This window comes from Pantoea agglomerans, assembly GCF_021397715.1.
Lineage (GTDB): Bacteria > Pseudomonadota > Gammaproteobacteria > Enterobacterales > Enterobacteriaceae > Pantoea > Pantoea astica.
The window spans coordinates 240,071-266,658 of record NZ_CP090207.1 but is presented as its reverse complement, the minus strand read 5'-3'; the positions used below and the strand labels follow the sequence as shown (position 1 = coordinate 266,658).

Below are 26,588 nucleotides of genomic sequence, written 5' to 3'. Positions count from 1 at the left end.
CCGATTCTGTACTGCGGCCCGCTTTCGCTGACCTCAGGTGTTTCGCCCGCTCCGCGTCACCGGAGTGGTCACGACCAGCGTGCTGGTCTTAATTTGATGCCTGGCAGTTCCCTACTCTCGCATGGGGAGACCCCACACTACCATCGGCGCTACGGCGTTTCACTTCTGAGTTCGGCATGGGGTCAGGTGGGACCACCGCGCTACAGCCGCCAGGCAAATTCTTTGTGCATGAAACGAACCTTTTCCGCCGTGACCGCGTTGCCATCGCTCAGCCGCACCGGTCACATACTCCTGTATGCTCCCGCTGACGTCATCGCTCTGCGCCCTGTCACGCCGCAAAATCTTTCGTTTCCGCAAATAATTATCCGGAAAACAAGCTGAAAATCGTGTCTCTCAAAAACGCCTCTGGCGTTGTAAGGTTAAGCCTCACGGGTCATTAGTACCGGTTAGCTCAACGCATCGCTGCGCTTACACACCCGGCCTATCAACGTCGTCGTCTTCAACGTCCCTTCAGGACTCTCAAGGAGTCAGGGAGAACTCATCTCGGGGCAAGTTTCGTGCTTAGATGCTTTCAGCACTTATCTTTTCCGCACTTAGCTACCGGGCAATGCCATTGGCATGACAACCCGAACACCAGTGGTGCGTTCACTCCGGTCCTCTCGTACTAGGAGCAACCCCCCTCAATTCTCCAGCGCCCACGGCAGATAGGGACCGAACTGTCTCACGACGTTCTAAACCCAGCTCGCGTACCACTTTAAACGGCGAACAGCCGTACCCTTGGGACCTACTTCAGCCCCAGGATGTGATGAGCCGACATCGAGGTGCCAAACACCGCCGTCGATATGAACTCTTGGGCGGTATCAGCCTGTTATCCCCGGAGTACCTTTTATCCGTTGAGCGATGGCCCTTCCATTCAGAACCACCGGATCACTATGACCTGCTTTCGCACCTGCTCGAGCCGTCACTCTCGCAGTCAAGCCAGCTTATGCCATTGCACTAACCTCACGATGTCCGACCGTGATTAGCTGACCTTCGTGCTCCTCCGTTACGCTTTAGGAGGAGACCGCCCCAGTCAAACTACCCACCAGACACTGTCCGCACCCCGGATCACGGGGCCACGTTAGAACATCAAACATTAAAGGGTGGTATTTCAAGGTTGGCTCCACGCAGACTGGCGTCTGCGCTTCAAAGCCTCCCACCTATCCTACACATCAAGGCTCAATGTTCAGTGTCAAGCTGTAGTAAAGGTTCACGGGGTCTTTCCGTCTTGCCGCGGGTACACTGCATCTTCACAGCGAGTTCAATTTCACTGAGTCTCGGGTGGAGACAGCCTGGCCATCATTACGCCATTCGTGCAGGTCGGAACTTACCCGACAAGGAATTTCGCTACCTTAGGACCGTTATAGTTACGGCCGCCGTTTACCGGGGCTTCGATCAAGAGCTTCTCCTTGCGGATAACCCCATCAATTAACCTTCCGGCACCGGGCAGGCGTCACACCGTATACGTCCACTTTCGTGTTTGCACAGTGCTGTGTTTTTAATAAACAGTTGCAGCCAGCTGGTATCTTCGACTGGCTTCGGCTCGGGGAGCGAGTCCCTCCACCTACGCGCCAGCGTGCCTTCTCCCGAAGTTACGGCACCATTTTGCCTAGTTCCTTCACCCGAGTTCTCTCAAGCGCCTTGGTATTCTCTACCTGACCACCTGTGTCGGTTTGGGGTACGATTTTGTGTTACCTGATGCTTAGAGGCTTTTCCTGGAAGCAGGGCATTTATCACTTCAGCACCGTAGTGCCTCGTCGTCACGCCTCAGTGTAAAGTGAACCGGATTTGCCTGGAACACACACCTACACGCTTAAACCGGGACAACCGTCGCCCGGCCGATATAGCCTTCTCCGTCCCCCCTTCGCAGTAACACCAAGTACAGGAATATTAACCTGTTTCCCATCGACTACGCCTTTCGGCCTCGCCTTAGGGGTCGACTCACCCTGCTCCGATTAACGTTGAACAGGAACCCTTGGTCTTCCGGCGAGCGGGCTTTTCACCCGCTTTATCGTTACTTATGTCAGCATTCGCACTTCTGATACCTCCAGCATGCCTCACAGCACACCTTCGACGGCTTACAGAACGCTCCCCTACCCAACAACGCATAAGCGTCGCTGCCGCAGCTTCGGTGCATGGTTTAGCCCCGTTACATCTTCCGCGCAGGCCGACTCGACCAGTGAGCTATTACGCTTTCTTTAAATGATGGCTGCTTCTAAGCCAACATCCTGGCTGTCTGTGCCTTCCCACATCGTTTCCCACTTAACCATGACTTTGGGACCTTAGCTGGCGGTCTGGGTTGTTTCCCTCTTCACGACGGACGTTAGCACCCGCCGTGTGTCTCCCGTGATAACATTCTTCGGTATTCGCAGTTTGCATCGGGTTGGTAAGCCGGGATGGCCCCCTAGCCGAAACAGTGCTCTACCCCCGAAGATGAGTTCACGAGGCGCTACCTAAATAGCTTTCGGGGAGAACCAGCTATCTCCCGGTTTGATTGGCCTTTCACCCCCAGCCACAGGTCATCCGCTAATTTTTCAACATTAGTCGGTTCGGTCCTCCAGTTAGTGTTACCCAACCTTCAACCTGCCCATGGCTAGATCACCGGGTTTCGGGTCTATACCCTGCAACTTAACGCCCAGTTAAGACTCGGTTTCCCTGCGGCTCCCCTATACGGTTAACCTTGCTACAGAATATAAGTCGCTGACCCATTATACAAAAGGTACGCAGTCACCCCATAAAGAGGCTCCCACTGCTTGTACGTACACGGTTTCAGGTTCTGTTTCACTCCCCTCGCCGGGGTTCTTTTCGCCTTTCCCTCACGGTACTGGTTCACTATCGGTCAGTCAGGAGTATTTAGCCTTGGAGGATGGTCCCCCCATATTCAGACAGGATACCACGTGTCCCGCCTTACTCATCGAGCTCACAGCATGTGTGTTTTTGTGTACGGGAGTATCACCCTGTACCCTGCGACTTTCCAGACGCTTCCACTAACACACAAGCTGATTCAGGCTCTGGGCTGCTCCCCGTTCGCTCGCCGCTACTGGGGGAATCTCGGTTGATTTCTTTTCCTCGGGGTACTTAGATGTTTCAGTTCCCCCGGTTCGCCTTGCAGCACTATGTATTCATGCTGCAATGATGCACTGAGTGCACCGGGTTTCCCCATTCGGACATCGACGGCTGTAGCGGTTCATATCACCTTACCGTCGCTTTACGCAGATTAGCACGTCCTTCATCGCCTCTGACTGCCAGGGCATCCACCGTGTACGCTTAGTCGCTTAACCTCACAACCCACAGGCGTTTTTCAACGCTGCGTGTTGCAAGCATTTGAGAGACTCGAACATATCGTGTTTTTCATTCTTATTACGGAGAATGAAAACGACATGTCGTTTCAATTTTCAGCTTGTTCCGGATTGTTAAAGAGCAAATATCTCAAACGCGGCTCCGCTGCTTACGCAGCCGAATCGGTTTTGAGATACTTCGTGGAGACACCTTTCACCTGTCACCAAGCAAGTGGCGTCCCCTAGGGGATTCGAACCCCTGTTGCCGCCGTGAAAGGGCGGAGTCCTAACCGCTAGACGAAGGGGACACGATAGTGTCGCGACTTCGCAGCCGTCTTGCTCATTACTTTTCTATCAGACAATCTGTGTGAGCACTACGCGGGAAGGTATCTTCAGGTAAGGAGGTGATCCAACCGCAGGTTCCCCTACGGTTACCTTGTTACGACTTCACCCCAGTCATGAATCACAAAGTGGTAAGCGCCCTCCCGAAGGTTAAGCTACCTACTTCTTTTGCAACCCACTCCCATGGTGTGACGGGCGGTGTGTACAAGGCCCGGGAACGTATTCACCGTGGCATTCTGATCCACGATTACTAGCGATTCCGACTTCACGGAGTCGAGTTGCAGACTCCGATCCGGACTACGACGCACTTTGTGAGGTCCGCTTGCTCTCGCGAGGTCGCTTCTCTTTGTATGCGCCATTGTAGCACGTGTGTAGCCCTACTCGTAAGGGCCATGATGACTTGACGTCATCCCCACCTTCCTCCGGTTTATCACCGGCAGTCTCCTTTGAGTTCCCGACCGAATCGCTGGCAACAAAGGATAAGGGTTGCGCTCGTTGCGGGACTTAACCCAACATTTCACAACACGAGCTGACGACAGCCATGCAGCACCTGTCTCAGCGTTCCCGAAGGCACCAATCCATCTCTGGAAAGTTCGCTGGATGTCAAGAGTAGGTAAGGTTCTTCGCGTTGCATCGAATTAAACCACATGCTCCACCGCTTGTGCGGGCCCCCGTCAATTCATTTGAGTTTTAACCTTGCGGCCGTACTCCCCAGGCGGTCGACTTAACGCGTTAGCTCCGGAAGCCACTCCTCAAGGGAACAACCTCCAAGTCGACATCGTTTACGGCGTGGACTACCAGGGTATCTAATCCTGTTTGCTCCCCACGCTTTCGCACCTGAGCGTCAGTCTTTGTCCAGGGGGCCGCCTTCGCCACCGGTATTCCTCCAGATCTCTACGCATTTCACCGCTACACCTGGAATTCTACCCCCCTCTACAAGACTCAAGCCTGCCAGTTTCAAATGCAGTTCCCAGGTTAAGCCCGGGGATTTCACATCTGACTTAACAGACCGCCTGCGTGCGCTTTACGCCCAGTAATTCCGATTAACGCTTGCACCCTCCGTATTACCGCGGCTGCTGGCACGGAGTTAGCCGGTGCTTCTTCTGCGGGTAACGTCAATCGACGCGGTTATTAACCACATCGCCTTCCTCCCCGCTGAAAGTACTTTACAACCCGAAGGCCTTCTTCATACACGCGGCATGGCTGCATCAGGCTTGCGCCCATTGTGCAATATTCCCCACTGCTGCCTCCCGTAGGAGTCTGGACCGTGTCTCAGTTCCAGTGTGGCTGGTCATCCTCTCAGACCAGCTAGGGATCGTCGCCTAGGTGGGCCATTACCCCGCCTACTAGCTAATCCCATCTGGGTTCATCCGATAGTGAGAGGCCCGAAGGTCCCCCTCTTTGGTCTTGCGACGTTATGCGGTATTAGCCACCGTTTCCAGTGGTTATCCCCCTCTATCGGGCAGATCCCCAGACATTACTCACCCGTCCGCCACTCGTCACCCAAGGAGCAAGCTCCTCTGTGCTACCGTCCGACTTGCATGTGTTAGGCCTGCCGCCAGCGTTCAATCTGAGCCATGATCAAACTCTTCAATTTAAGTTTGATTTGCTTAAACAAGTTAAGCGGTGCTCATCTGTAAAACGTCATAATGAATTTCATTATGTGTTCACTCGTGAGGCTTGATATTTTTTACGTCCGGAGACGCTGATATCAATCCTGCGAGTGCCCACACAGATTGTCTGATAAATTGTTAAAGAGCGGTGCCACATATTCCTGCGGCGCGGGTTGCGTATATTACGCTTTCCGCATTGTCAGTCAAGCGTTTATTTTTGCTTAACTCACTGGTTCGTATGATTTCGAACCTACTTAACCCGGCGCTTCGTAAGCCGTTGTGCCGTGTCAGTGGAGGCGCATTATAGGGAGTTCCCGGAAGCTGACAAGTGTTAATTTCAAATAAAATTCTGAGTGCTGATTTTTTCGACTAAAAGCCGTTAAACCGCCAGTTTTTCCAGCAATGGGAAGCCATAACGCCTTAAAACGGGGGTTAATTGTACAGCTTCACTATCCAGTTCAGTGCAGAATGCTACGTTATGTTGCGAAGAACGGACTTCGGGCGCCTCATGTTCCAGCAGCCATGCCGTACGTCGTGCTATCGCTGCACCGGAATCGATGAGTCGGGTCCCTTCCGGCAAAACCTGTTGTAGCTCATCACGCAGTAAAGGAAAGTGAGTGCAGCCCAATACCACCGTATCTGGCGGTTCAGCCATGCGCAGCCACGGCTGAACAATACGACGTACCTCTTCCAGTGCCACTTCCTCACCATGCAGTTTGGCTTCGGCCAGCTCCACCAGCTCCGCCGATCCCAGCATTTCGATGTTGCATGCGCCGGCAAACTGAGCCACCAGCTCATGAGTATAAGGACGACGCACCGTGGCACGCGTTGCCAGCAAGCCCACCACACCATTACGCGTCAGACGTGCCGCCGGTTTAATTGCCGGCACGACCCCCACTACCGGAAAAGCAAAGCGCTCACGTAAGGCGGGCAGCGAGACGGTACTGGCCGTATTACAGGCGATGATGACCAGAGAGAGCGGATAGCGCTGGGTAATGGCATCAACCATCGCCACCACGCGTTCCACGATAAAGGTTTCGCTTTTCTCGCCATAGGGAAAGCCGGCGTTATCGAAGGCGTAAAGATAGTGAAGATCCGGCAGCAGTTGACGGACCTCATCATAGACCGAAAGCCCACCGACGCCGGAGTCGAATACCAGCACGGTGGGGCGCAAATCAGAAGCTGTAACTGCCGCTGAGGTAATACTCTCGTCCTGGGGTTTGATAGCCATACACTGTCTCGTAATCTTTATCGAACAGGTTGGCAATTCTACCACGAACCGTGAGTTGTGAAGTGACCGGATATGAGACGGCGAGATCCCACAGGCTAACCCCGCCCAGCCTCACCCGACGACTGGGCGAACTGTTGAAGTCGGTATCATAACGGTCGCCCAGATAGTGATAAGTCACTGACCAGTCAAAATCATACAGCGTCCAGTCAAGTTGATACTTCACCTGCTGTTTAGCACGACGAATCAGCGGCTGGTCGGTAGTGCCGTCGCGGGCATCGACATAATCATAGGAGAGCTGATGCGCCAGCGGCCCGGTATCAAAGGAAGCGGTCGCCTCAACACCTTTAATACGTGCCTGCTTAATGTTGTAGTAGCGATAAGTCGCCGGATCGCTATCAATCAGGTTATCGATATCGTTGCGATACCCTGATACACGCCAGTTAACCGGTCCGCTCAGGCCTTCAAACCCGCCTTCCCATTGCTTACTCTTTTCCGGATCGAGATCGCGATTACCATAAAAGGGGCTGTAGACCTGAGAGAGGTTCGGCGCCTTAAAAGCTGTCCCGTAAGAAGCAAAAGCACGGTAACCGGAGATAAACTCCCAGCCAACGGCAGTCTGCCAGGTGTTGTGCCAGCCAAACTGGTTGTTATCGTCACCGCGTACTGCCCCTTCCAGCGTTACACTGCCAAACTGCTGCTGGCCGGTCAGATAGAGTCCCGTATTGCGCTGCTCATAGCCCTCTGACAGAGTGTTGGTGCCCGGTTCGGTCGTCTCCTTTTGCCAGTCAACGCCGGCACTGATAGCGCCCTGCCCCACCTGCACGGTGTTACCCCATTGCAGATTGTACTGGGTGACATCATCGAAGGTAGATGCGGCGCCATAACGTCCATTGCGCGGATCGTAGTTAATATCTTTGGTGTGGCCATAGCTGGCGATCAGCTGCGTTGAATAGAGGTCTCGGTTAAAGCGTAAGCCGGTATCCCAGGTCTGGCTGTAAAGCTGACGGGTATCGGCCAGGCCTATGACGTTGGTGTAACTGGCATCGTAGCTCTCTGAGCCGTCGTAGGCGGTGCGGTTATCAAAACCGTAGCCGCGCACAAAACCGCTGAGTTCATCACTGAACTGATGCTCAAGATTGCCATACAGCGTTTTGCTCATGAAGCCGTCACGGTCGTGTTGCGCCGGGCCATAATCGTTGGGATAACCCGCCACCACGTCATACCCTTTGGTATAGGTATAGTTACCCGCCAGGGTCAGCCTGGTTGCGTCGCCCAGCATCTGCTGCGTGGTACCATCGTAAGACTGGTAACCGTTGGAGCCGACGCCCGCCGTCAGCGTGCTGCCCGGTTGCGCCCGGCCGGTAATGATATTGACCACGCCGCCAATCGCATCCGAACCGTAGACCGCTGAACGCGCGCCGCGGATATATTCAATCCGCTGCACCAGCGAAAGAGGAATCTGGCTGAGATCGGAGGAGCCGGAAATACCGGCCTGGTTGAGGCGAATACCATCAATCAGAATCAGAACGTGCCGGGACTCGGTGCCGCGGATAAACAGCGAACTCTGCTGTCCCATGCCGCCGCTTTGAGTAATGTCGACGCCGGGCAGACGACGCATCACATCGGTCAGGCTTTTGGCTTGCCAGCGATCGATCTCGTCACGCGTGACCACGGTAGTGGGTGCCAGCACGCTCGACACCGGCTGAGCAAAACGATTGGCAGTGACTATTTGCGTATCATCAATCCCCTGAGCAAAACCGTTTTGCGCCCAGAGAGAAACCGCCGTTGCACTAAAGGCGAACAGCGATGCGGTAGTTTTCGTCATTTTTAATTGCATCCAAAAGACAAAGCAGGATGCCGCAGGCATACAATCAATAGAACGCGATGATCGTACGAGTAGCGACGTCACACCGGCAGGTCTTCGGGCTGGGAACCATAAGTGGTGATGACTTCCCATCCCGCAGGACAGTGTCTGCAATTGCACTCACCACGACATTCCTTACCGCTGCGCGTCAGCTCCAGATTTACACTGGATTCCCTATTATCTCGGGCTTGAGGCCGGCGAACGCAGTCTACGGAGTGGTGGTTCGGAAGTCCAGACTTCTAAACTTCTTATCGCCGCAGGGCTGGACATCAGCAAGTGAATCCCTACAATCGCCCGCTGGTAAGCTATTAATCAGGACGGATCATGACTCCCGAACATCTCCCTATTGAACAATATGACGCGCAACTGGCGGAAAAAGTCAGTCGTTTAGTGACGATGATGACGCCATTTGCTGCGCCCGAGGTGGAGGTGTTCCGTTCACCGGTCAGCCACTATCGTATGCGTGCCGAGTTCCGGCTGTGGCACGATGGCGACGACATCTACCACATTATCTTTGATCAGCAGACCCGCGAGCGGATCCGTGTCGATCAGTTCCCGGCCGCCAGTGAGTTGATCAACCAGCTGATGCCGAAGATGATCGCGGCGATCCGCGATAATCGTACGCTGCGCCATAAACTGTTTCAGATCGATTACCTGTCGACCCTGAGCAATCAGATTGTTATCTCGCTGCTCTATCACCGTAAGCTGGATGACGCCTGGCAGCTGGCCGCCAGCGAACTGCGGGATCGGCTACGTGCAGAAGGTCTTGATGTACAGCTGATTGGCCGCGCGACCAAAACCAAAATCTGCCTCGATCGGGATTATGTGGATGAGCGTCTGCCGGTGGCGGGACGCGAGTTGATTTATCGCCAGGTTGAGAACAGCTTCACTCAGCCAAACGCAGCGATGAATATTCAGATGCTGGAATGGGCGCTGGATGTCACCCAGGGTTCGCAGGGCGATCTGCTGGAACTCTATTGCGGCAACGGCAACTTCTCACTGGCGCTGGCGCGTAATTTCCGCCGGGTGCTGGCCACCGAAATCGCCAAACCATCAGTGGCATCAGCACAGTACAACATCGCTGCTAACCAGATTGATAATGTACAGATCATCCGTATGGCCGCCGAAGAGTTTACTCAGGCAATGAATGGCGTGCGCAGCTTTAATCGTCTGGAAGGGATTGATCTGACCAGCTACCAATGCGAGACGATTTTTGTCGATCCGCCGCGCAGTGGACTGGATGAAGAGACGGTGAAGATGGTGCAGGCCTATCCGCGCATCCTTTATATCTCCTGCAATCCACAAACGCTGAGCGACAATCTGCAGACCCTGACGGAAACGCACGACGTGACGCGGCTGGCGCTGTTCGATCAGTTCCCCTACACCCACCATATGGAATGCGGCGTCCTGCTGACGCGCAAAGCATAAAAAAACGGGAACCTCAGGGTTCCCGTTTTTTACTCTCTCGCCTTTACTGATTGCGTTTGCGCTTAAAGCGCGTCGCAATCCAGAATACCAGCGCCACCATCAGAATGGTCGGGATGAAGTTCGAGCCAATATCGGGATATTCCGCCCGCACCAGCGCGCTGTAAACCAGAATCCCCAGCAGGAAAAACGCCGCTGCCAGTCCCGGCATACCGTCAGGCATGTTGGTGTTGAGATAACGCTGATGCAGGCACCAGGCCGCCAGGCCAAGCGCGATCAGCGGAAAAATCGAAAACGGAACAAAAGCGCTGAACAGCACGGAAAACGAGCCGTTAATGGCTAAACCGGTAATAAAAGCCAGTAACAATGTGCCTTTATCGCGGGAACTCGGGTGGGTCATGGCCTGATCCTTATTCATTGCTCTCGGGTTTTTCCAGGGTCACCGCCAGTCGTTCTTGTTCCCGGCGGTACCAGTAATAGGCGCCTTTGGCGATCATGCGTAATTGCAGCACCAGACGATCTTCCAGCTTACGGCGCTGTTCGGCATCGACATCCAGCGCCTCTGCGCCGGCGCTGAAGACGATGGTCACCATCGCTTCGGCCTGCGCTCCGGTAAAACTGCGCGGCATGCGATTTTCGACCTCAAGATAATCGGCCAGTTCAGCGATAAAATGCTGAATTTCACGCGCGACCGCAGCACGGAAAGCGGCAGAGGTGCCGGAACGTTCACGCAGTAACAGGCGGAATGCGTTGGGATTGTTGCCGATGAACTCCATAAAGGTGGCAACCGAGGTTTTGATAATGCTGCCGCCCTTGGCAATACGCTGGCGTGCCTGGCGCATCAGTTGTCGCAACATCAGTCCACTTTCATCGACCATGGTCAGCCCCAGCTCATCAACATCCTTAAAATGTCGATAAAACGAGGTCGGGGCGATGCCCGCTTCACGGGCAACCTCTCGCAAACTCAGACTGGCAAAACTGCGTTCGGCGCTGAGCTGACTGAAAGCTGCTTCAATCAGTGTACGTCGTGTACGTTCTTTTTGTTGCGCTCTGACGCCCATTCTCTCTGCCTTTTGCGGTATTAAGCGGGCACTATAACAAAATTTTCAGCGTACAGAGTGGCAAACTTTGTCACCGCCTGTGAACCTCACTCTTTGCCAAACTGTGATGAAAATCGCTGATAGAATTCAGAAGTGCGCGGCGAGATGTTAGAATCTCGTTGTAAAAATGTATAAATAATAGGACGTATCGGTATGCAAAAGTCTTACGATTACGATGCCATTGTGATTGGCTCAGGACCCGGCGGTGAAGGTGCGGCGATGGGACTGGTGAAGCAGGGAGCGCGCATCGCAGTGATCGAACGCTACCACAACATCGGCGGCGGTTGTACGCACTGGGGCACCATTCCTTCTAAAGCACTTCGCCACGCCGTCAGTCGCATCATCGAATTTAACCAAAACCCGCTCTACAGCGATCACACCCGACTGCTCCGCTCCTCCTTCGCTGACATTCTTAATCACACTGAAAACGTGATCAGCCAGCAAACGGCAATGCGTCAGGGATTCTATGAGCGTAACCGCTGTGAGCTTTATCAGGGCGATGCCCGCTTTGTTGATGCCAACACCATTGAGATTGAACAACCTGATGGCACGCGTGAGCGCCTGACCGCTGAGAAATTCGTCATCGCCTGTGGTTCACGTCCTTACCATCCTGATGATGTCGATTTTACCCATCCGCGCGTCTATGACTCCGACTCCATTCTCAATCTGCATCACGAACCTGGCCACGTTATTATTTATGGCGCGGGCGTGATTGGCTGTGAATATGCGTCGATTTTCCGTGGTCTGAACGTCAAAGTTGACCTGATTAATACCCGCGATCGTCTGCTGGCGTTCCTGGATCAGGAGATGTCCGACTCGCTCTCTTATCACTTCTGGAACAGCGGCGTGGTGATTCGTCACAACGAAGAGTTTGAGAAGATCGAAGGGGTGGAAGATGGCGTGATTATCCATCTGAAATCGGGCAAGAAAGTGAAAGCGGACTGTCTGCTGTACGCCAACGGGCGTACCGGCAACACCGACTCGCTGTCGCTGGAGAATGTCGGACTGGAAGCGGATGGCCGTGGCCTGCTGAAAGTGAACAGCATGTACCAGACCGCGCAGCCACACATCTATGCGGTCGGTGACGTAATTGGTTATCCGAGCCTGGCCTCAGCGGCGTACGATCAGGGCCGGATTGCCGCACAGGCGATCATCAAAGGCGAAGCCTCGGCGCATCTGATTGAAGATATCCCAACCGGGATCTATACCATTCCGGAAATCAGCTCCGTCGGTAAAACCGAGCAGCAGCTGACGGCGATGAAGGTGCCTTACGAAGTGGGACGTGCGCAGTTTAAACATCTGGCGCGGGCGCAGATTGTCGGTATGAACGTCGGCAGCCTGAAGATCCTGTTCCACCGCGAAACCAAAGAGATCCTGGGAATTCACTGCTTTGGCGAACGAGCGGCCGAAATTATCCACATCGGTCAGGCGATCATGGAGCAGAAAAACGGTGGCAACACGATTGAGTACTTCGTGAATACCACCTTTAACTACCCTACCATGGCCGAAGCCTATCGCGTGGCGGCATTAAATGGCTTAAACCGCCTGTTTTAACGCCGTGTCGAAATGATGTTGCATGTGGGTTTTAATTGCCTCTGCCAGCTGTTCATAACGGCTGCGCAGAGGTGAACCCGGACGGTAGACCAGCGCGATAGTGCGCTGAGGGACCGGCTTGTAGCAAGGAAGATAGCAGACACCATCCCGAATACGTTCTGGCGGTACCGCCAGCGCCGGAAGCAGCGTAATCCCACTGCCTGCCGCCACCATATTGCGCAGCGTTTCAAGACTGGTAGCCCGGAAGTGGGTATCTTCATCCGCGCCCGCCTCAAAACAGAAGCCCATCGCCTGATCGCGCAGACAGTGACCATCTTCCAGCATCAGCAGTTTTTCGCCAGCCAGATCGGACATCGGCACACGATCGCGATCGCGCCACGGATGATCGGCATAGACCGCCAGCTTCATGGGCTCATCAAACAGCGGCACCTCAATAAAGGCTTCACTCTCTTTGACCAGCGCCAGAATGGCACAGTCCAGCTTGCCGCTATCGAGCTGGGCCAGTAACTGCTGGGTCTGCGCTTCATGCAGATACATTTCCAGTTTCGGGAACGTCTGATGCAGCATCGGAATAATTTGCGGCAGCAGATAGGGGCCAGTGGTCGGAATGAGGCCGATATGCAGCGGGCCTGACATCGCTTCCCCTTGCTGACTGGCCATCTCTTTCAGCACTTTCACTTCGCGCAGCACCGTTCGCGCCTGATCCACCAGCAGTAATCCCGCCTGAGTGAACAGCACTTTACGGCTGGTGCGCTCCAGCAGCATGACACCCAGCTCATCTTCCAGCTTACGGATCTGCCCGCTTAACGTAGGCTGACTGACATGACATGCATCCGCAGCGCGGCGAAAATGCCGGTGTTCAGCAAGCGAAACCAGATATTCAAGATCACGAATATTCATTATTACCCTCCAGACCACGATAGTCCGTGGCGATAGATAGAATAGCAATGAACGATTAGCCCTATCAAGGGTGGGCGGGAATAATGCACGCATCAAAATAAGCGGTCGCCATTAAGGAGAAAAAATGTTTGCAAGTCAGGAAGGTAAAGCCGTTCCGCAGGTCACTTTTCACACCCGCCATGGCGATCGCTGGGTCGATATCACCACCGATGAACTGTTTAAAGATAAAACGGTAATCGTTTTCTCTCTGCCGGGTGCTTTTACACCGACCTGTTCATCCAGCCATCTGCCGCGTTACAACGAGCTGTCAGGTGTCTTTGTACAGCACGGCGTGGACAGCATTCTGTGTGTCTCCGTTAATGACACCTTTGTGATGAACGCGTGGAAAGCGGAACAGCGGGCGGAGAACATTACCTTTATTCCTGATGGCAACGGCGAATTTACCCGCGGCATGGAGATGCTGGTTGAGAAAGCCGATCTTGGCTTTGGCGCGCGCTCGTGGCGTTACTCGATGCTGGTCCGTAACGGCGTAGTGGAGAAAATGTTTGTCGAGCCTGACCAGCCAGGCGACCCGTTTGAAGTGTCAGATGCCGATACGATGCTGCGGTACCTGGCCCCGGAATATAAAGTGCAGGAATCCGTCTCGGTGTTTACCAAACCGGGCTGCCCGTTCTGCACTAAAGCAAAACAGCTGCTGTTGGACCACGGTATTCAGTTCGAAGAGATCGTGCTGGGACAGGATGCGACGACCGTTAGCCTGCGTGCCGTTTCTGGCCGGGCGACGGTGCCACAGGTGTTTATCGGTGGCCGTCATATTGGCGGCAGCGATGACCTGGAGCAGTTCCTGTTGTCAGCGTAAACCTATCACTGTGTCAGCCGGGAGTGCTGGCCCTTTGATGATGTGCCTATAAAAAAAGTAGTAATTCTGAAGCTAGAGGTTGGCGGGCATTTATGATGCCCGCTTTTTTTTGCCTGTTATTCGGGCCCGATATTTTCTGCAAGACACCTTCCATTATTCCCTTAACGCCGCCGTAGCGCTGAAAGGATTAAGCTCCGCTCTATGAGTCGCCTGATGATTTTTTTACCCTTGATTTTTTCCCGGTTATTTTCCATTCACATGGCCTTTAATGCTGTTTTTTCAGTACCCTATGTCTCGCCCACAGACTGCCATCCGGAAATATCATCACAGGTATAACCCCCTATAAGTGGTAAACATGGCTTAACTATTATCCTGCTTTTAATTGACTTTGTTACAGAAAATTGCGTATCAATAATAATTGTAAATGACGAATCAACCCCCAATTAACATCACCTGGAAAAATCATATTTTCTGGCATATTTCAAAATGAGACCGAAATAATCGGCCGATTACGTGAATATAGTAAATCATCTATATACCGTGGCTCCGTTATTGATTATTGTTACCCCGCATTACATTAATCGTGCTGCCAAGGCGCGATTTTAATACACAGCAAATAAACTCAACATATATAAAGGAAATAATTATGCGTACATTATCTCATGAGGAATTGAACTCTGTAAGCGGTGGCGACCTGGCTGGCGCGCTGTTCGGCATGATGGACGGTGCCGCAACCGGCATGGCCATTGGCGGAAAATGGGGAACTGGCGGCGGCTGGATTGTTGGTGCAATTTCTCAGCTGGTCGGCATTATCGTTCCGCCAATCATGGGCGGTGCGCTTGGTCTAGTAATCGGCGCAGCAACAGATGTTGATACTGTGCGTGAAGTCGTCGCGGATTATCGCGCCACCTTCGGTTCAGGTAACACCAATTAATATCAGCTTTTTTGGTTAATCAGCTTAAATAAATAAGTCTGGGCGGGATACTCTTTTAAGATTAGATTATCACGCCCTTTTCTTATTTCTAATAAAGGAAAAAGCATGCGAGATTTATCGACGACTGAAATGCAGTTTGTCAGCGGCGCCGCGATCACAACAGAGACCCTGACCACAATGGATCAGGTATTGAGTAATGTACTGGATGGCATGTCTACCGGCATGACCCTGGGCGGTAAATTAGGCGGCGGCGGCGGTTTTATATTCGGCGCGCTCTCCCAGCTAGTAGGAATAATGGTCGGTCCGGTAATGGGCGGAGCACTGGGTCTGGTCTCTTCATTGACGATAGGTTACGAACAGACGGGCGTACTGCTCAACGACTACCGTACAAGTTTTGGCGCTGAATAAATCCACCCATCGCCAATACGCATTCGCAGGGCGAACCGAAAGCTTGCTGTCAAAATAATAAGCCCGACCAGTGTGAGGCGCTATCCCTGACAGTCCCCCCCCCAAGCGTCACGCCTTATGCTTAAGCCCTCACACGCTTTTCGAACAAAGAAATAAAGCTGGCAAAGCGTTTGCTTTGCCAGCAAATCCGTCTGTCTATTATTCGCTTAGCCCACTCTTTGCTTCGCTTCTGCAATCGCCACCTGCTGAGGCGATACGCCGCCCTGCGCATTACGCTTATCCAGACAGGATTACGGCGCCCGAATCGGATAGAGATCCTCTTCAATCGCCGCGCTGAACGGCTGTAACTGCGCCAGAGACAAGGCTTCCAGTACCACGCCCTGCCTGAAGGCTTCTCCCGCCACTTTTCCGACAATGTGCTGCACTTCGCGGAACGGCTCCTCTTTAGCGACCCGATCATCAGCCAGCCTGGCAGGATTGGCGTAACCCTGTCCGACGGCCTCATGACAACGTGGACGCATCATCTGCAGACTATCCAGCACCGGCTCAGGCAGGCGGTCGGGCGCGATATCACACTGATGAACGTCAACGCTGACCAGGCGGCGACGGCGCTGGCCTCCACTCCTGGAGCGGATTTAGTCCTGCTCTCCGACGTCAGCGGTATCCTCGACGGCAAAGGCCAGCGTATCGAAGAGATGACCGCCGACAAAGCGGAACAACTGATTACCCAGGGCATTATTACCGATGGCATGATTGTGAAGGTCCACGCTGCGCTGGATGCGGCGCGTACGCTGGGCCGACCGGTGGATATCGCCAGCTGGCGTCATGCCGAGCGGCTGCCTGACCTGTTTAACGGCGTGCCGATTGGCACCCGGATTCTCGCTTAACGACTCTGATTCAAGGATTACGAAATGCAAACGCAAGGCATCAAAAAAATCGTTCTGGCTTACTCCGGTGGTCTTGATACGTCGGCCATCATTCCGTGGCTGAAAGAGAACTACGGCGGCTGTGAGGTGGTGGCGTCTGGAAGAGACGGAGGAGCAGAAGTACGGAGAGAGAAATTTAGCGGGCATGGAACATGCCCGCTTTTTTTGCCTGCCGGTTAAACCTGAGCGGCAGCGAATGTCAGAGAGTTAGGCTCCCGGCAGACCTTTCATGATATCCAGCAGCAAACCTTCCGCCATAACCAGACCAGCGTCGTAACCAATATAAGGGCCATAAAAAGCACCCGCCACAGCACCGGTTAACGCTCCACCAAACATGCCGATTACGGCGGTAATACCGCCGCCGATGCCGATAACATCTTTGGAACTTGCACCACGACCACCTAAAATTGCCATTGTCCACGCCCCAAGTACAGCGCCACCAATTGCACACACGGTACCTTCTGCAATATTAGCCAGGATGTTATCGCTATAAGCACCGGAAACGGATTTCAGTTCAGAATCTTTTAATTGACGCATAATATATTGCCTGCTTATTAGTTCATAAAAATAACGTTTTTCTTTTTTGAATACTGATGATTATACGATGTCACCCGCAATAATCGTCTGCGCCAATTGGTTCGCTAATGGCAGACTATACGACAGAGAAACCAGTGCGCCGCCAATCACGCCGCCGACTCCGCCAATTATCGCACCACTCACCGCACCAACCAGTTGACCAATGACACCCAGCCCCAGCCAGCCCATGGCGTCCCCACCGTGCAGATAGCCAATGGAAGCACCGGCGACTGTAGCGGCAACGCCACCAATAATTGAGCTAGCCAGATGATCGCCGATAAAAAATGCAACGTCATTAGCTGTTGCAGCACCAGAAACAGATAAAGTCTCGTTAATTGTTAATTCACGCATAAGCCCTCCTGGCTCAAAAAAATCTTAAAAAAACACCTGTCGGTGTGGTTGTAAAATAACGCCATTTATTTTCTTAAGAAATAGTAAAAAGGCCATAAATGCACAAACTATTGCATTGACAAATAAAATGGAGATGTGGCAGGCAAATAAAAGAATATGGATTTTCTGCTAATTCACTGTCTGAAATCCTGCACTGAGAATAATTATAATCCACAGCCGGAAGTTAAGGGATAAAGGCTCAGACCAGGCCGGGAAGGAAGGGAGTTCAGGGCGACAGAGGCTGGCAAAGCGCAGGCTTTGCCAGCCCTTTTTTTAGAACAGACGCTGCTTCGCTTCCGCAATAGCAAATGCAACCTGCTGAGGCGATACGCCGCCCTGCGCATTACGCTTATCCAGGCAGGATTGCAGCGCCAGAATCGGATAGACATCCTCTTCAATCACCGCGCTGAACGGCTGTAACTGCGCCAGCGACAGGGCTTCCAGTGCCACGCCCTGCCTGATGGCCTCGACCACCACTTCGCCGACAATGTGGTGCGCTTCGCGGAACGGCACCCCTTTAGCGACCAGATAATCTGCCAGTTCAGTAGAGTTGGCGTAACCCTGCTCGGCGGCTTCCTGACAACGCGGACGCTTAACCTGCAGGCCATCCAGTACCAGCACCGACATATGCAGGCAGTCGAGCCAGGTATCGAGCGCGTCGAATAATCCCTCTTTGTCTTCCTGCATATCCTTGTTGTAAGCCAGCGGCAGGCCTTTCAGCGTCATCATCATGCCGGTCAGTGCGCCCTGTACCCGGCCGCACTTACCGCGGATCAGCTCCAGCGCATCCGGATTTTTCTTCTGTGGCATCAGCGATGAACCGGAGGTCACCTTATCGGACAGTTCGATAAAGCCCGCTTCACCGGTGTTGAAGAAGATCATATCTTCGGCGAAGCGCGACAGATGGACCATGCCGATCGCAGCGTCAGAGAGCAGTTCCAGCACATGGTCGCGGTCTGATACGGTATCCAGACTGTTGCGCGTGGCGGAAGCAAAGCCCAGCCAGCCTGCCAGTTGCTGACGATCAATTTCATACGCCGTACCGGCCAGCGCGCCACAGCCCAGCGGGCTGACGTCCAGCCGTTTCAGGGTATCCTGCAGGCGACTTTCATCCCGCGCCAGCATTTCCACATAGGCCAGGCACCAGTGCGCAAATGTCACCGGCTGCGCCCGCTGCAAGTGCGTGTAGCCCGGCATCACCGCATCCTGGTTAGCTTCAGCGGTCACTACCAGCGCCTGCTGTAGCTCACGCGTGGCGCCCAGCAGCGCCTCGACCTGCATTTTGCACCACAGCTTCAGATCGGTGGCGACCTGATCGTTACGGCTACGTCCGGTATGCAGTTTTTTTCCCAGCGATCCCACTTTGTCGATCAGCTGACCTTCAACCCAGCTATGGATATCTTCGGCGTCGCTCTGCAAAATCTGCTCAGGATTGGCGCGCACCGAGGCCAGCAAGTCATTCAGTGCCGCTTCCAGCTGCTGCTGTTCATCCTGTGTCAGGACATTGACCGTCACCAGCGCTTTGGACCAGGCGACCGAGCCAATGATGTCCTGCTCCGCCAGGCGGTAATCGAAGCGCAGCGAATCGTTGAACTGTTTGAAACGTTGATCTGCTGCCTGGGTAAACCGTCCACCCCAAAGTGCCATGGGAAACTCCTTTAAATCATTAAACAAAGGGCGGCATAAATGCCGCCCCTGAGCTCAAACGGTGAGGCGAGGCGCACCTCGCCTGAAGATTACTTCTTCTGCTCGTTCAGGGCGCGGATGCGCGAAGAGAGTGAGAACAGACGGATAAAGCCGCCAGCGTGACGGTGGTCGTAGACTTCGTCTTCGCCAAAGGTCGCGAACTCTTCAGAGTAGAGGCTGTTAGGTGAACGCTTCTGCGTCGCCGTTGCCTGACCCTTGTAGAGCTGCAGGACCACTTCGCCATTCACCTCTTCAGCCAGTGATTCTGCCGCCGCCTGAATTGACTTACGCAGCGGTGCGAACCAGCGACCGTCGTAGACCACGTAAGACATCTCCTGACCCAGCTGTTCACGCCATTTAAAGCTATCGCGATCCAGTACCAGCTGCTCAACCGCACGCAGCGCGTTAACCATGATGGTGCCGCCTGGGGTTTCATAACAGCCACGGGATTTGATGCCGACCAGACGGTTTTCGACGATATCGATCCGACCCACACCATGCTTCGCGCCGATTACATTGAGTTTTTCCAGACACTGGAACGGGCTCAGTTTTTCGCCGTTCACGGCCACGACCCGACCTTTCTCAACGGTCACCGTCACTTCTTCTGGCTGATCCGGCGCCTCTAAAGGATCGACGGTCCAGACCCAGCAATCTTTATTCGGAGCATTGGCCGGACTTTCCAGCACGCCGCCTTCGGTGGAGATGTGCCAGGCGTTTTCATCACGGCTGTAGATTTTTTCCAGCGACGCGGTGGTCGGGATGTTGCGCTCTTTCAGGTAGTCCAGCAGCGCTTCACGCGAACGCAGGTTCCATTCACGCCACGGCGCGACCACTTTCAGCTGCGGAGCCAGCGCGGTATAGGTGGTTTCGAAACGCACCTGGTCGTTACCTTTACCGGTTGCGCCATGACACAGTGCATCCGCGCCCACTTTCAGCGCCAGTTCAACCTGCGCTTTGGCGATGATAGGACGCGCCATTGAGGTGCCCAGCAGGTAGGTGCCTTCGTATAATGCGCCGGTCTGCAGGACCGGATAAACGTAATCGCTGATGAACTCTTCACGCAGATCAACCACGTGGCACTCAGAAGCACCAGACTGCAGCGCTTTCTTCTCTACGCCTTCCAGATCGCTGCGCTCCTGACCGATATCGGCCACAAACGCCACCACCTCACAGCCGCCGTAGTTCTCTTTCAGCCACGGAATGATGGCCGACGTATCAAGACCACCGGAGTAAGCCAGAACGATTTTTTTGATGCCTTGCGTTTGCATTTCGTAATCCTTGAATCAGAGTCGTTAAGCGAGAATCCGGGTGCCAATCGGCACGCCGTTAAACAGGTCAGGCAGCCGCTCGGCATGACGCCAGCTGGCGATATCCACCGGTCGGCCCAGCGTACGCGCCGCATCCAGCGCAGCGTGGACCTTCACAATCATGCCATCGGTAATGATGCCCTGGGTAATCAGTTGTTCCGCATTGTCGGCGGTCATCTCTTCGATACGCTGGCCTTTGCCGTCGAGGATACCGCTGACGTCGGAGAGCAGGACTAAATCCGCGCCAAGAGTGGAGGCCAGCGCCGTCGCCGCCTGGTCAGCGTTGACGTTCATCAGTTCGCCATCATCGGTGATACCGATAGAACTGACCACCGGCATATAGCCCGCCGCCAGCAGCGTGTTCATCAGCGCCGGATTACCCGGCATGGCGTGACCTACGTGGCCCAGTTCTTCATCAAACGGGGTAACGTTAACCATGCCGGCATCGCCCAGGCAGAGCCCCACCGCGTTGATGCCGGTTTTTTTCGCCCACGCCAGCAGCGTTTTATTGGCGGTTCCCGCCAGCGCACCGGTAATAATGTCGATCTGATCGGCCGGTGTGACGCGCAGGCCATTCTTTTTCTTCACCGGCAACGCCAGCTTTTTCATCAGTTCATCCACCAGGCAACCGCCACCGTGGACAATAATCAGCGGGCGCTGATGGGCGCTGCGGTAGGTCAGCAGCGCATCAAACAGACGGGCCAGCGCTTCTTCGCTGTCTAACAGCACACCGCCCAGCTTGATAATCAATGGATTGGTCATGGTTTACTCGTCCGTTAAGTCAGTGACGTGGTTTCCGGGAAGCCGAAGCGAATATTCAGACACTGTACGGCCTGCGATGCGGCGCCTTTCAGCAGGTTATCTTCGGCTGCCACCACGATCAGGTGCTCGCCCTGTAGCTCAAAACCGATATCGCAATATGGCAGACCGACCACCGCTTTCAGTGCCGGCACACCCTGCTCGTAGAGCCGGACCAGAGGCTTATCGTGGTAGGCGCGCTGGAATACTGCCGCCACATCCTCGCGGCTCACGCCCGGATTTAACCGGCAGGTAATGGTCGCCAGAATGCCGCGCGGGAAGTTGCCCAGATGCGGCGTGAAAATCACCGGCGTGCCGAGATGGGCGACGATTTCCGGGTGATGACGATGATTGAACAAGCCGTAAGGGTGCAGGCTGACTTCGCAGAAGCTGGTGCCGACGCTGGCTTTACGCCCTGCGCCACTCACGCCGCTGGTGGCGTTGATCACCGGCCACTGTGCCTCGTTTAGCAGCCCGGCATCCACCAGCGGTTTCAGTGCCAGCTGAGCCGCGGTCGGGTAACAACCCGGTACCGCCACCAGCTGCGCCTGTTTGATCTGCTGATGCTGATATTCTGCCAGGCCATACACCGCTTTATCCAGCCAGTCGCCATGCTGATGGGTGAAGCCGTAGAAGCGGGTATAAAACGCAGGATCATTGACGCGGAAGGCGCCGGACAGGTCAAAGACCACACAACCGGCCTTGAGAAATTCCGGAGCCAGATCGTGGCTGACTTCATGGGCCGTAGCCAGGAATACCACATCCACTTTATCTGCCCATTCCGACGCATGGCTCAGCGGCTGCAGCGGCAGATCCACCACACCTTTCAGCTGAGGATGCAGATCGGACAAGCGCTTACCCGCATCAGGACTTTGCGCCGAAACCGCTAAAGCGGTTATGTTGATATCTGGATGGCGATTCAGGAAGGTGGCGAGCTCTACGCCAGCGTAACCACTGGCACCCACGATCAGCGTATTCAACATCAGGCTGTAACCCTTTTTACAGTCACACGTTCCGGGTCGCGGCCTTGCCCCGTTGCCCACAATGCCGTTTGCAGCGATTTCTGGTTCACATGCAGACGACGTTAATGTATTTTTATTCACTATTAATGCATGAATATTGATACATCCTAACTCAAGGACCGTCAACAGTGAAGACAAAATTACCGCCTTTTATCGAACTCTACCGCCAGTTGATCGCCACACCGTCGATCAGCGCAACCGATGCCGCACTGGACCAGAGTAATGAAACTTTAATCAATTTGCTGGCTGGCTGGTTTCGTGACCTCGGCTTCAGCGTTGAAGTGCAGCCGGTTCCCGGTACCCGCAATAAATTTAATATGCTGGCCCGAACCGGCAGCGGCGCAGGCGGCCTGCTGTTAGCCGGTCATACGGATACCGTTCCGTTCGACGATGGTCGCTGGACCCGCGATCCATTCACCCTGACCGAACACGACAACAAGCTCTACGGGCTGGGCACAGCAGACATGAAAGGCTTCTTCGCCTTTATTCTCGACACGCTGCGCGATGTGGATGTGACGACGCTGAGCAAACCGCTCTATATCCTTGCCACCGCCGATGAAGAGACCACCATGGCCGGCGCGAAATATTTTTCTGAATCGACCCAGCTGCGTCCGGACTGCGCCATCATTGGCGAGCCGACCTCCCTCAAGCCGGTTCGGGCGCACAAAGGGCACCTGTCGAACGTGATCCGCATTGAAGGCAAGTCGGGCCACTCCAGCGATCCGGCGCGCGGCGTTAACGCCATTGAACTGATGCATGAATCGATCACCCATCTGATGCAGCTGCGCCATACGCTGCAGGAGCGTTACCACCACGACGGCTTCGCGATTCCCTATCCCACCATGAACTTCGGGCATATCCACGGCGGCGATGCGGCTAACCGTATCTGCGCCTGCTGTGAACTGCATATGGATATCCGACCTTTGCCGGGCTTATCACTCAGCGATCTGGATGGGCTGCTGAACGAGGCACTGGCGCCGGTCAGCGCGCGCTGGCCTGGTCGTGTAACGGTCGCCGAGCTGCATCCGCCTATTCCGGGTTATGAATGTCCGGCGAACCATGAACTGGTCAGCGTGGTGGAAAAACTGCTGGGCACGCCAACCGAAGTGGTGAACTACTGCACCGAAGCACCGTTTATTCAGCAGCTCTGCCCGACGCTGGTACTGGGGCCAGGCTCCATTAATCAGGCGCATCAGCCAGACGAATTTATTGATACCGCATTTATTAAGCCGACACGGGCGCTTATCAGTCAGGTTGTGCAGCATTTTTGTCACTGATTAACAATAAATGGGGCATTTCACTGCGATAACGGTAAAATGCCCTGTCATTCTGCGGCATTTAACAATAAGAATAACTTATCCCGCTCCGCTCCTGATAAATTCCATGAATTTCGGACAGTTAGCCACACGTTCGCCCCACTTTAACTCATTTGACGTACGCAGCATTACGTGGCTAGATAAAAGACGATGTTATGCCCACCGGGTGACTATCCAGATATTTTCAGATTGCAGACAGGCGGCAACTGAGCACATTCCCCGTAGATGACCGGGAAGATAAAGTTGCTGCTTTTTCTGCTGCCTGAAAAGGGTCGGGTGTAGAAGTTTTTCAAGACGATAAGGGTGTCAGGGTCCAATGAACGAACAATATTCCGCAATGCGAAGTAATGTCAGTATGCTCGGCAAACTGCTCGGGGATACGATTAAGGATGCGCTGGGTGAGAACATTCTCGACCGGGTGGAAACCATCCGTAAGCTCTCCAAGTCATCCCGTGCAGGTAATGACACTCATCGTAAGGAACTGCTTAATACGCTGCAAAACCTCTCCAATGATGAGTTATTGCCGGTAGCCCGCGCGTTTAGCCAGTTCCTTAACCTCACCAACGTGGCTGAGCAGTACCAGACCATTTCGCACAGCGGTGAAGGCGCCAATCATCCCGAACTGCTGAAAAAGACCTTTGAGACCCTGAAGCAGCAGAGTGACATCAGCGAAAGCGCTATCCGCGAGGCGATTGAGTCGCTGTCGCTGGAGCTGGTGCTGACCGCGCACCCGACCGAAATCACCCGCCGCACGCTGATTCACAAACTGGTAGAAGTGAACAGCTGTCTGAAACAGCTCGATCACAGCGACATTTCCGACTACGAGCGTAACCAGATTATGCGCCGTCTGCGCCAGCTGGTGGCGCAGGCCTGGCACACCGACGAGATCCGCAAATATCGCCCGACGCCGATCGATGAAGCCAAATGGGGCTTTGCGGTGGTCGAGAACAGCTTATGGGAAGGCGTACCCGCCTTTCTGCGCGAGCTGAACGAGCAGGTGGAAGAGGCGTTCGGGATGAAATTACCGGTTGATTTCGTGCCGGTGCAGTTCACCTCCTGGATGGGCGGCGATCGCGATGGCAACCCCAACGTCACGGCGGCGATCACCCGTCACGCGATGCAGCTGAGCCGCTGGAAAGCCGCCGATCTGTTCCTGCGCGATATTGGCGTGCTGATTTCCGAGCTGTCGATGTCCGAGTGCAGCGATGAAGTGCGCGAACTGAGCGGCGATCCGGAAGCGCTCGAACCTTATCGGGTGATCCTGAAACGTCTGCGCAGCCAGCTGCTGACTACCCAGGCGTTCCTTGAGCGTCGGCTGAAAGGCGAACGTCTGCCACGTCCGGCGGACCTGCTGGTCTCGAACGACCAGTTGTGGGACCCGCTGTATGCCATTTATCAGTCGCTGCAACAGTGCGGTATGAGCATCATCGCCAACGGCCAGCTGCTTGATACGCTGCGCCGCGTGAAGTGCTTTGGCGTACCGCTGGTGCGTATCGACCTGCGCCAGGAGAGCACCCGTCATACCGAAGCGATTGCGGAAGTGACCCGCTATCTTGGCCTTGGCGATTATGAAAGCTGGTCGGAAGCTGACAAACAGGCCTTCCTGATCCGCGAACTGAACTCAAAACGTCCGCTGCTGCCACGCAGCTGGGAACCCAGCGATGAGACGCGCGAAGTGCTGGAAACCTGCCGCGTTGCGGCTGAAGCACCGCAGGGCTCTATCGCAGCGTACGTTATCTCGATGGCGAAAACGCCGTCTGACGTACTGGCGGTTCATCTGCTGCTGAAAGAGGCGGGCATCACCTACGCCATGCCGGTAGCGCCCTTGTTTGAAACGCTCGATGACCTGAACAATGCCAATGATGTGATGAGCCAGCTGCTGAGCATTGACTGGTATCGCGGCTTTATTCAGGGCAAACAGATGGTGATGATTGGCTATTCTGACTCGGCGAAAGATGCCGGCGTAATGGCGGCCAGCTGGGCGCAATATCAGGCGCAGGATGCGCTGATCAAAACCTGTGAAAAAGCCGGGATTTCGCTGACGCTGTTCCACGGACGCGGCGGCACCATTGGCCGTGGCGGCGCACCGGCCCATGCGGCTCTGCTGTCACAGCCGCCGGGCAGCCTGCGTGGCGGTCTGCGCGTCACTGAACAGGGCGAGATGATTCGCTTCAAATATGGCTTACCGGAAGTCACTATCGCCAGCCTGTCGCTCTACACCGGCGCGATTCTTGAAGCAAACCTGATGCCGCCGCCGGAACCGAAACGTGAATGGCGCGACATTATGGATCAGCTCTCCGCCGACTCCTGTGCGATGTATCGCGGCTATGTGCGTGAGAATGCGGATTTTGTGCCCTACTTCCGTTCGGCAACGCCGGAGCAGGAACTGGGTAAACTGCCGCTGGGCTCACGTCCGGCCAAACGCCGTCCGACCGGTGGCGTAGAGTCGCTGCGTGCGATTCCGTGGATTTTCGCCTGGACGCAAAACCGTCTGATGCTGCCCGCCTGGCTGGGTGCCGGTGCCGCGCTGCAACAGGCGATGGTAGCGGGCCATCAGGATCAGCTGGAAGCGATGTGCCGCGACTGGCCATTCTTCTCAACCCGTCTTGGTATGCTGGAGATGGTGTTCTCGAAAGCTGATCTATGGCTGGCGGAATATTACGATCAGCGTCTGGTAGAGAAATCCCTCTGGCCGCTGGGCAAACAGCTGCGCGATCAGCTGGATGCGGATATCAAAGCGGTGTTAACCATTGCCAACGACTCTCACCTGATGGCCGATGAGCCGTGGATTGCCGAGTCGATTGCACTGCGTAACGTCTATACCGACCCCCTTAACGTGCTGCAGGCGGAACTGCTGCACCGTTCACGTGCGCAGGAAGCCCGCGGAGATGAACCGGACGCACGCGTTGAGCAGGCATTAATGGTCACCATCGCCGGTGTGGCGGCAGGTATGCGCAACACTGGTTAAGCCGATACGGGCGTGACATCCGCGCCCGGTACTGATAATAAAAAAAGTCGGG

The 26,588-nt window shown here is 54.6% G+C and carries 18 protein-coding genes, 1 tRNA gene, 3 rRNA genes, 3 pseudogenes and 1 riboswitch; of the genes and pseudogenes, 9 read left to right on the top strand and 16 right to left on the bottom strand.

What is annotated here, in order from left to right; genetic code table 11:
- Nucleotides 1-98: 98 nt before the first annotated feature.
- From rrf to btuB, 6 genes are all read right to left on the bottom strand, one after another.
- Nucleotides 99-214: ribosomal RNA gene (gene rrf / locus LZU96_RS01320) — 5S ribosomal RNA — on the bottom strand.
- 201 nt (nt 215-415) lie between these two features.
- A 23S ribosomal RNA gene (locus tag LZU96_RS01315) occupies nt 416-3,320 on the bottom strand.
- 230 nt (nt 3,321-3,550) lie between these two features.
- Nucleotides 3,551-3,625: transfer RNA gene (locus LZU96_RS01310), tRNA-Glu, on the bottom strand.
- A gap of 89 nt (nt 3,626-3,714) precedes the next feature.
- Nucleotides 3,715-5,256, bottom strand: a 16S ribosomal RNA gene (locus tag LZU96_RS01305).
- The 16S, 23S and 5S rRNA genes sit together here with 1 tRNA gene alongside, the layout of an rRNA operon.
- A gap of 395 nt (nt 5,257-5,651) precedes the next feature.
- Nucleotides 5,652-6,503 carry a glutamate racemase gene (gene murI, locus LZU96_RS01300; protein WP_233986315.1) on the bottom strand — a complete coding sequence of 284 codons (852 nt, stop codon included), beginning with the start codon at nt 6,501-6,503 and terminating at the stop codon, nt 5,652-5,654.
- A complete protein-coding gene (btuB, locus tag LZU96_RS01295; protein WP_233986307.1) occupies nt 6,448-8,328 on the bottom strand; it encodes a TonB-dependent vitamin B12 receptor BtuB in 1,881 nt (626 codons plus the stop codon). The genes murI and btuB overlap by 56 nt, the downstream gene beginning before the upstream one ends.
- A 69-nt stretch (nt 8,329-8,397) precedes the next feature.
- Nucleotides 8,398-8,581, bottom strand: a riboswitch (cobalamin riboswitch).
- Nucleotides 8,582-8,691: 110 nt separating this feature from the next.
- Here btuB and trmA point away from each other — a divergent pair.
- Nucleotides 8,692-9,795, top strand: a complete 1,104-nt coding sequence (trmA, locus tag LZU96_RS01290; protein WP_233986306.1) for a tRNA (uridine(54)-C5)-methyltransferase TrmA — start codon at nt 8,692-8,694, stop codon at nt 9,793-9,795.
- A 43-nt stretch (nt 9,796-9,838) separates the two neighbouring features.
- On the opposite strand, the gene LZU96_RS01285 is transcribed toward trmA, so the two are convergent.
- Nucleotides 9,839-10,192 carry a YijD family membrane protein gene (locus tag LZU96_RS01285; RefSeq protein ID WP_031377633.1) on the bottom strand — a complete coding sequence of 118 codons (354 nt, stop codon included), beginning with the start codon at nt 10,190-10,192 and terminating at the stop codon, nt 9,839-9,841.
- Between the two features lie 10 nt (nt 10,193-10,202).
- A complete protein-coding gene (gene fabR / locus LZU96_RS01280; protein ID WP_233986299.1) occupies nt 10,203-10,853 on the bottom strand; it encodes an HTH-type transcriptional repressor FabR in 651 nt (216 codons plus the stop codon).
- Between the two features lie 192 nt (nt 10,854-11,045).
- Here fabR and sthA point away from each other — a divergent pair, with 192 nt between their 5' ends.
- Nucleotides 11,046-12,446 carry a Si-specific NAD(P)(+) transhydrogenase gene (gene sthA, locus LZU96_RS01275; RefSeq protein WP_233986297.1) on the top strand — a complete coding sequence of 467 codons (1,401 nt, stop codon included), beginning with the start codon at nt 11,046-11,048 and terminating at the stop codon, nt 12,444-12,446.
- On the opposite strand, the gene oxyR is transcribed toward sthA, so the two are convergent.
- On the bottom strand, nt 12,429-13,346 hold the full coding sequence (oxyR, locus tag LZU96_RS01270; RefSeq protein ID WP_031377635.1) for a DNA-binding transcriptional regulator OxyR: 918 nt from the start codon (nt 13,344-13,346) through the stop codon (nt 12,429-12,431). The genes sthA and oxyR overlap by 18 nt on opposite strands.
- A gap of 124 nt (nt 13,347-13,470) precedes the next feature.
- Here oxyR and LZU96_RS01265 point away from each other — a divergent pair, with 124 nt between their 5' ends.
- The 3 genes from LZU96_RS01265 to LZU96_RS01255 all read left to right on the top strand — a co-directional run bounded on the left by LZU96_RS01265 (nt 13,471) and on the right by LZU96_RS01255 (nt 15,547).
- Nucleotides 13,471-14,205, top strand: a complete 735-nt coding sequence (locus LZU96_RS01265; protein WP_233986291.1) for a glutathione peroxidase — start codon at nt 13,471-13,473, stop codon at nt 14,203-14,205.
- 646 nt (nt 14,206-14,851) lie between these two features.
- The gene (locus LZU96_RS01260; protein ID WP_233986290.1) at nt 14,852-15,139 is read left to right on the top strand and encodes a Blp family class II bacteriocin; all 288 of its coding nucleotides are present in this window, start codon (nt 14,852-14,854) and stop codon (nt 15,137-15,139) included.
- A gap of 105 nt (nt 15,140-15,244) precedes the next feature.
- On the top strand, nt 15,245-15,547 hold the full coding sequence (locus LZU96_RS01255) for a hypothetical protein (protein ID WP_233986279.1): 303 nt from the start codon (nt 15,245-15,247) through the stop codon (nt 15,545-15,547).
- 206 nt (nt 15,548-15,753) lie between these two features.
- Here LZU96_RS01255 and LZU96_RS01250 read toward each other — a convergent pair.
- Nucleotides 15,754-16,089 (bottom strand): annotated as a pseudogene (locus tag LZU96_RS01250) (argininosuccinate lyase); the annotation flags it as partial.
- A gap of 33 nt (nt 16,090-16,122) precedes the next feature.
- Between LZU96_RS01250 and LZU96_RS01245 the strand changes: the two are divergent.
- Nucleotides 16,123-16,434: pseudogene (locus LZU96_RS01245) on the top strand (acetylglutamate kinase); the annotation flags it as partial.
- Between the two features lie 24 nt (nt 16,435-16,458).
- Nucleotides 16,459-16,593, top strand: a pseudogene (locus tag LZU96_RS01240) (argininosuccinate synthase domain-containing protein); the annotation flags it as partial.
- Nucleotides 16,594-16,680: 87 nt separating this feature from the next.
- Here the strand turns inward: LZU96_RS01240 and LZU96_RS01235 are convergent.
- The 6 genes from LZU96_RS01235 to argC form a co-directional block, all read right to left on the bottom strand.
- Nucleotides 16,681-17,010: a hypothetical protein gene (locus LZU96_RS01235; RefSeq protein WP_233986277.1), complete on the bottom strand. Its 330-nt coding sequence runs from the start codon at nt 17,008-17,010 to the stop codon at nt 16,681-16,683.
- Nucleotides 17,011-17,070: 60 nt separating this feature from the next.
- The gene (locus LZU96_RS01230; RefSeq protein ID WP_233986268.1) at nt 17,071-17,400 is read right to left on the bottom strand and encodes a colicin V synthesis protein; all 330 of its coding nucleotides are present in this window, start codon (nt 17,398-17,400) and stop codon (nt 17,071-17,073) included.
- Between the two features lie 312 nt (nt 17,401-17,712).
- Nucleotides 17,713-19,086 carry an argininosuccinate lyase gene (gene argH / locus LZU96_RS01225; RefSeq protein WP_233986266.1) on the bottom strand — a complete coding sequence of 458 codons (1,374 nt, stop codon included), beginning with the start codon at nt 19,084-19,086 and terminating at the stop codon, nt 17,713-17,715.
- 89 nt (nt 19,087-19,175) lie between these two features.
- Nucleotides 19,176-20,393 (bottom strand): argininosuccinate synthase, encoded by a 1,218-nt coding sequence (locus LZU96_RS01220; protein WP_031377640.1) that lies wholly within the window; start codon nt 20,391-20,393, stop codon nt 19,176-19,178.
- 24 nt (nt 20,394-20,417) lie between these two features.
- Entirely contained in the window at nt 20,418-21,194 is a 777-nt protein-coding gene (gene argB / locus LZU96_RS01215) for an acetylglutamate kinase (protein ID WP_233986257.1), read from the bottom strand.
- 14 nt (nt 21,195-21,208) lie between these two features.
- Nucleotides 21,209-22,213, bottom strand: coding sequence for an N-acetyl-gamma-glutamyl-phosphate reductase (gene argC, locus LZU96_RS01210; RefSeq protein ID WP_233986248.1), 1,005 nt, complete (start codon nt 22,211-22,213; stop codon nt 21,209-21,211).
- 167 nt (nt 22,214-22,380) lie between these two features.
- Between argC and argE the strand changes: the two genes are divergently transcribed.
- Both argE and ppc read left to right on the top strand, forming a co-directional pair.
- Nucleotides 22,381-23,529, top strand: a complete 1,149-nt coding sequence (gene argE / locus LZU96_RS01205; protein WP_233986237.1) for an acetylornithine deacetylase — start codon at nt 22,381-22,383, stop codon at nt 23,527-23,529.
- Nucleotides 23,530-23,884: 355 nt separating this feature from the next.
- A complete protein-coding gene (gene ppc, locus LZU96_RS01200) occupies nt 23,885-26,536 on the top strand; it encodes a phosphoenolpyruvate carboxylase (RefSeq protein WP_233986230.1) in 2,652 nt (883 codons plus the stop codon).
- Nucleotides 26,537-26,588 lie beyond the last annotated feature (52 nt).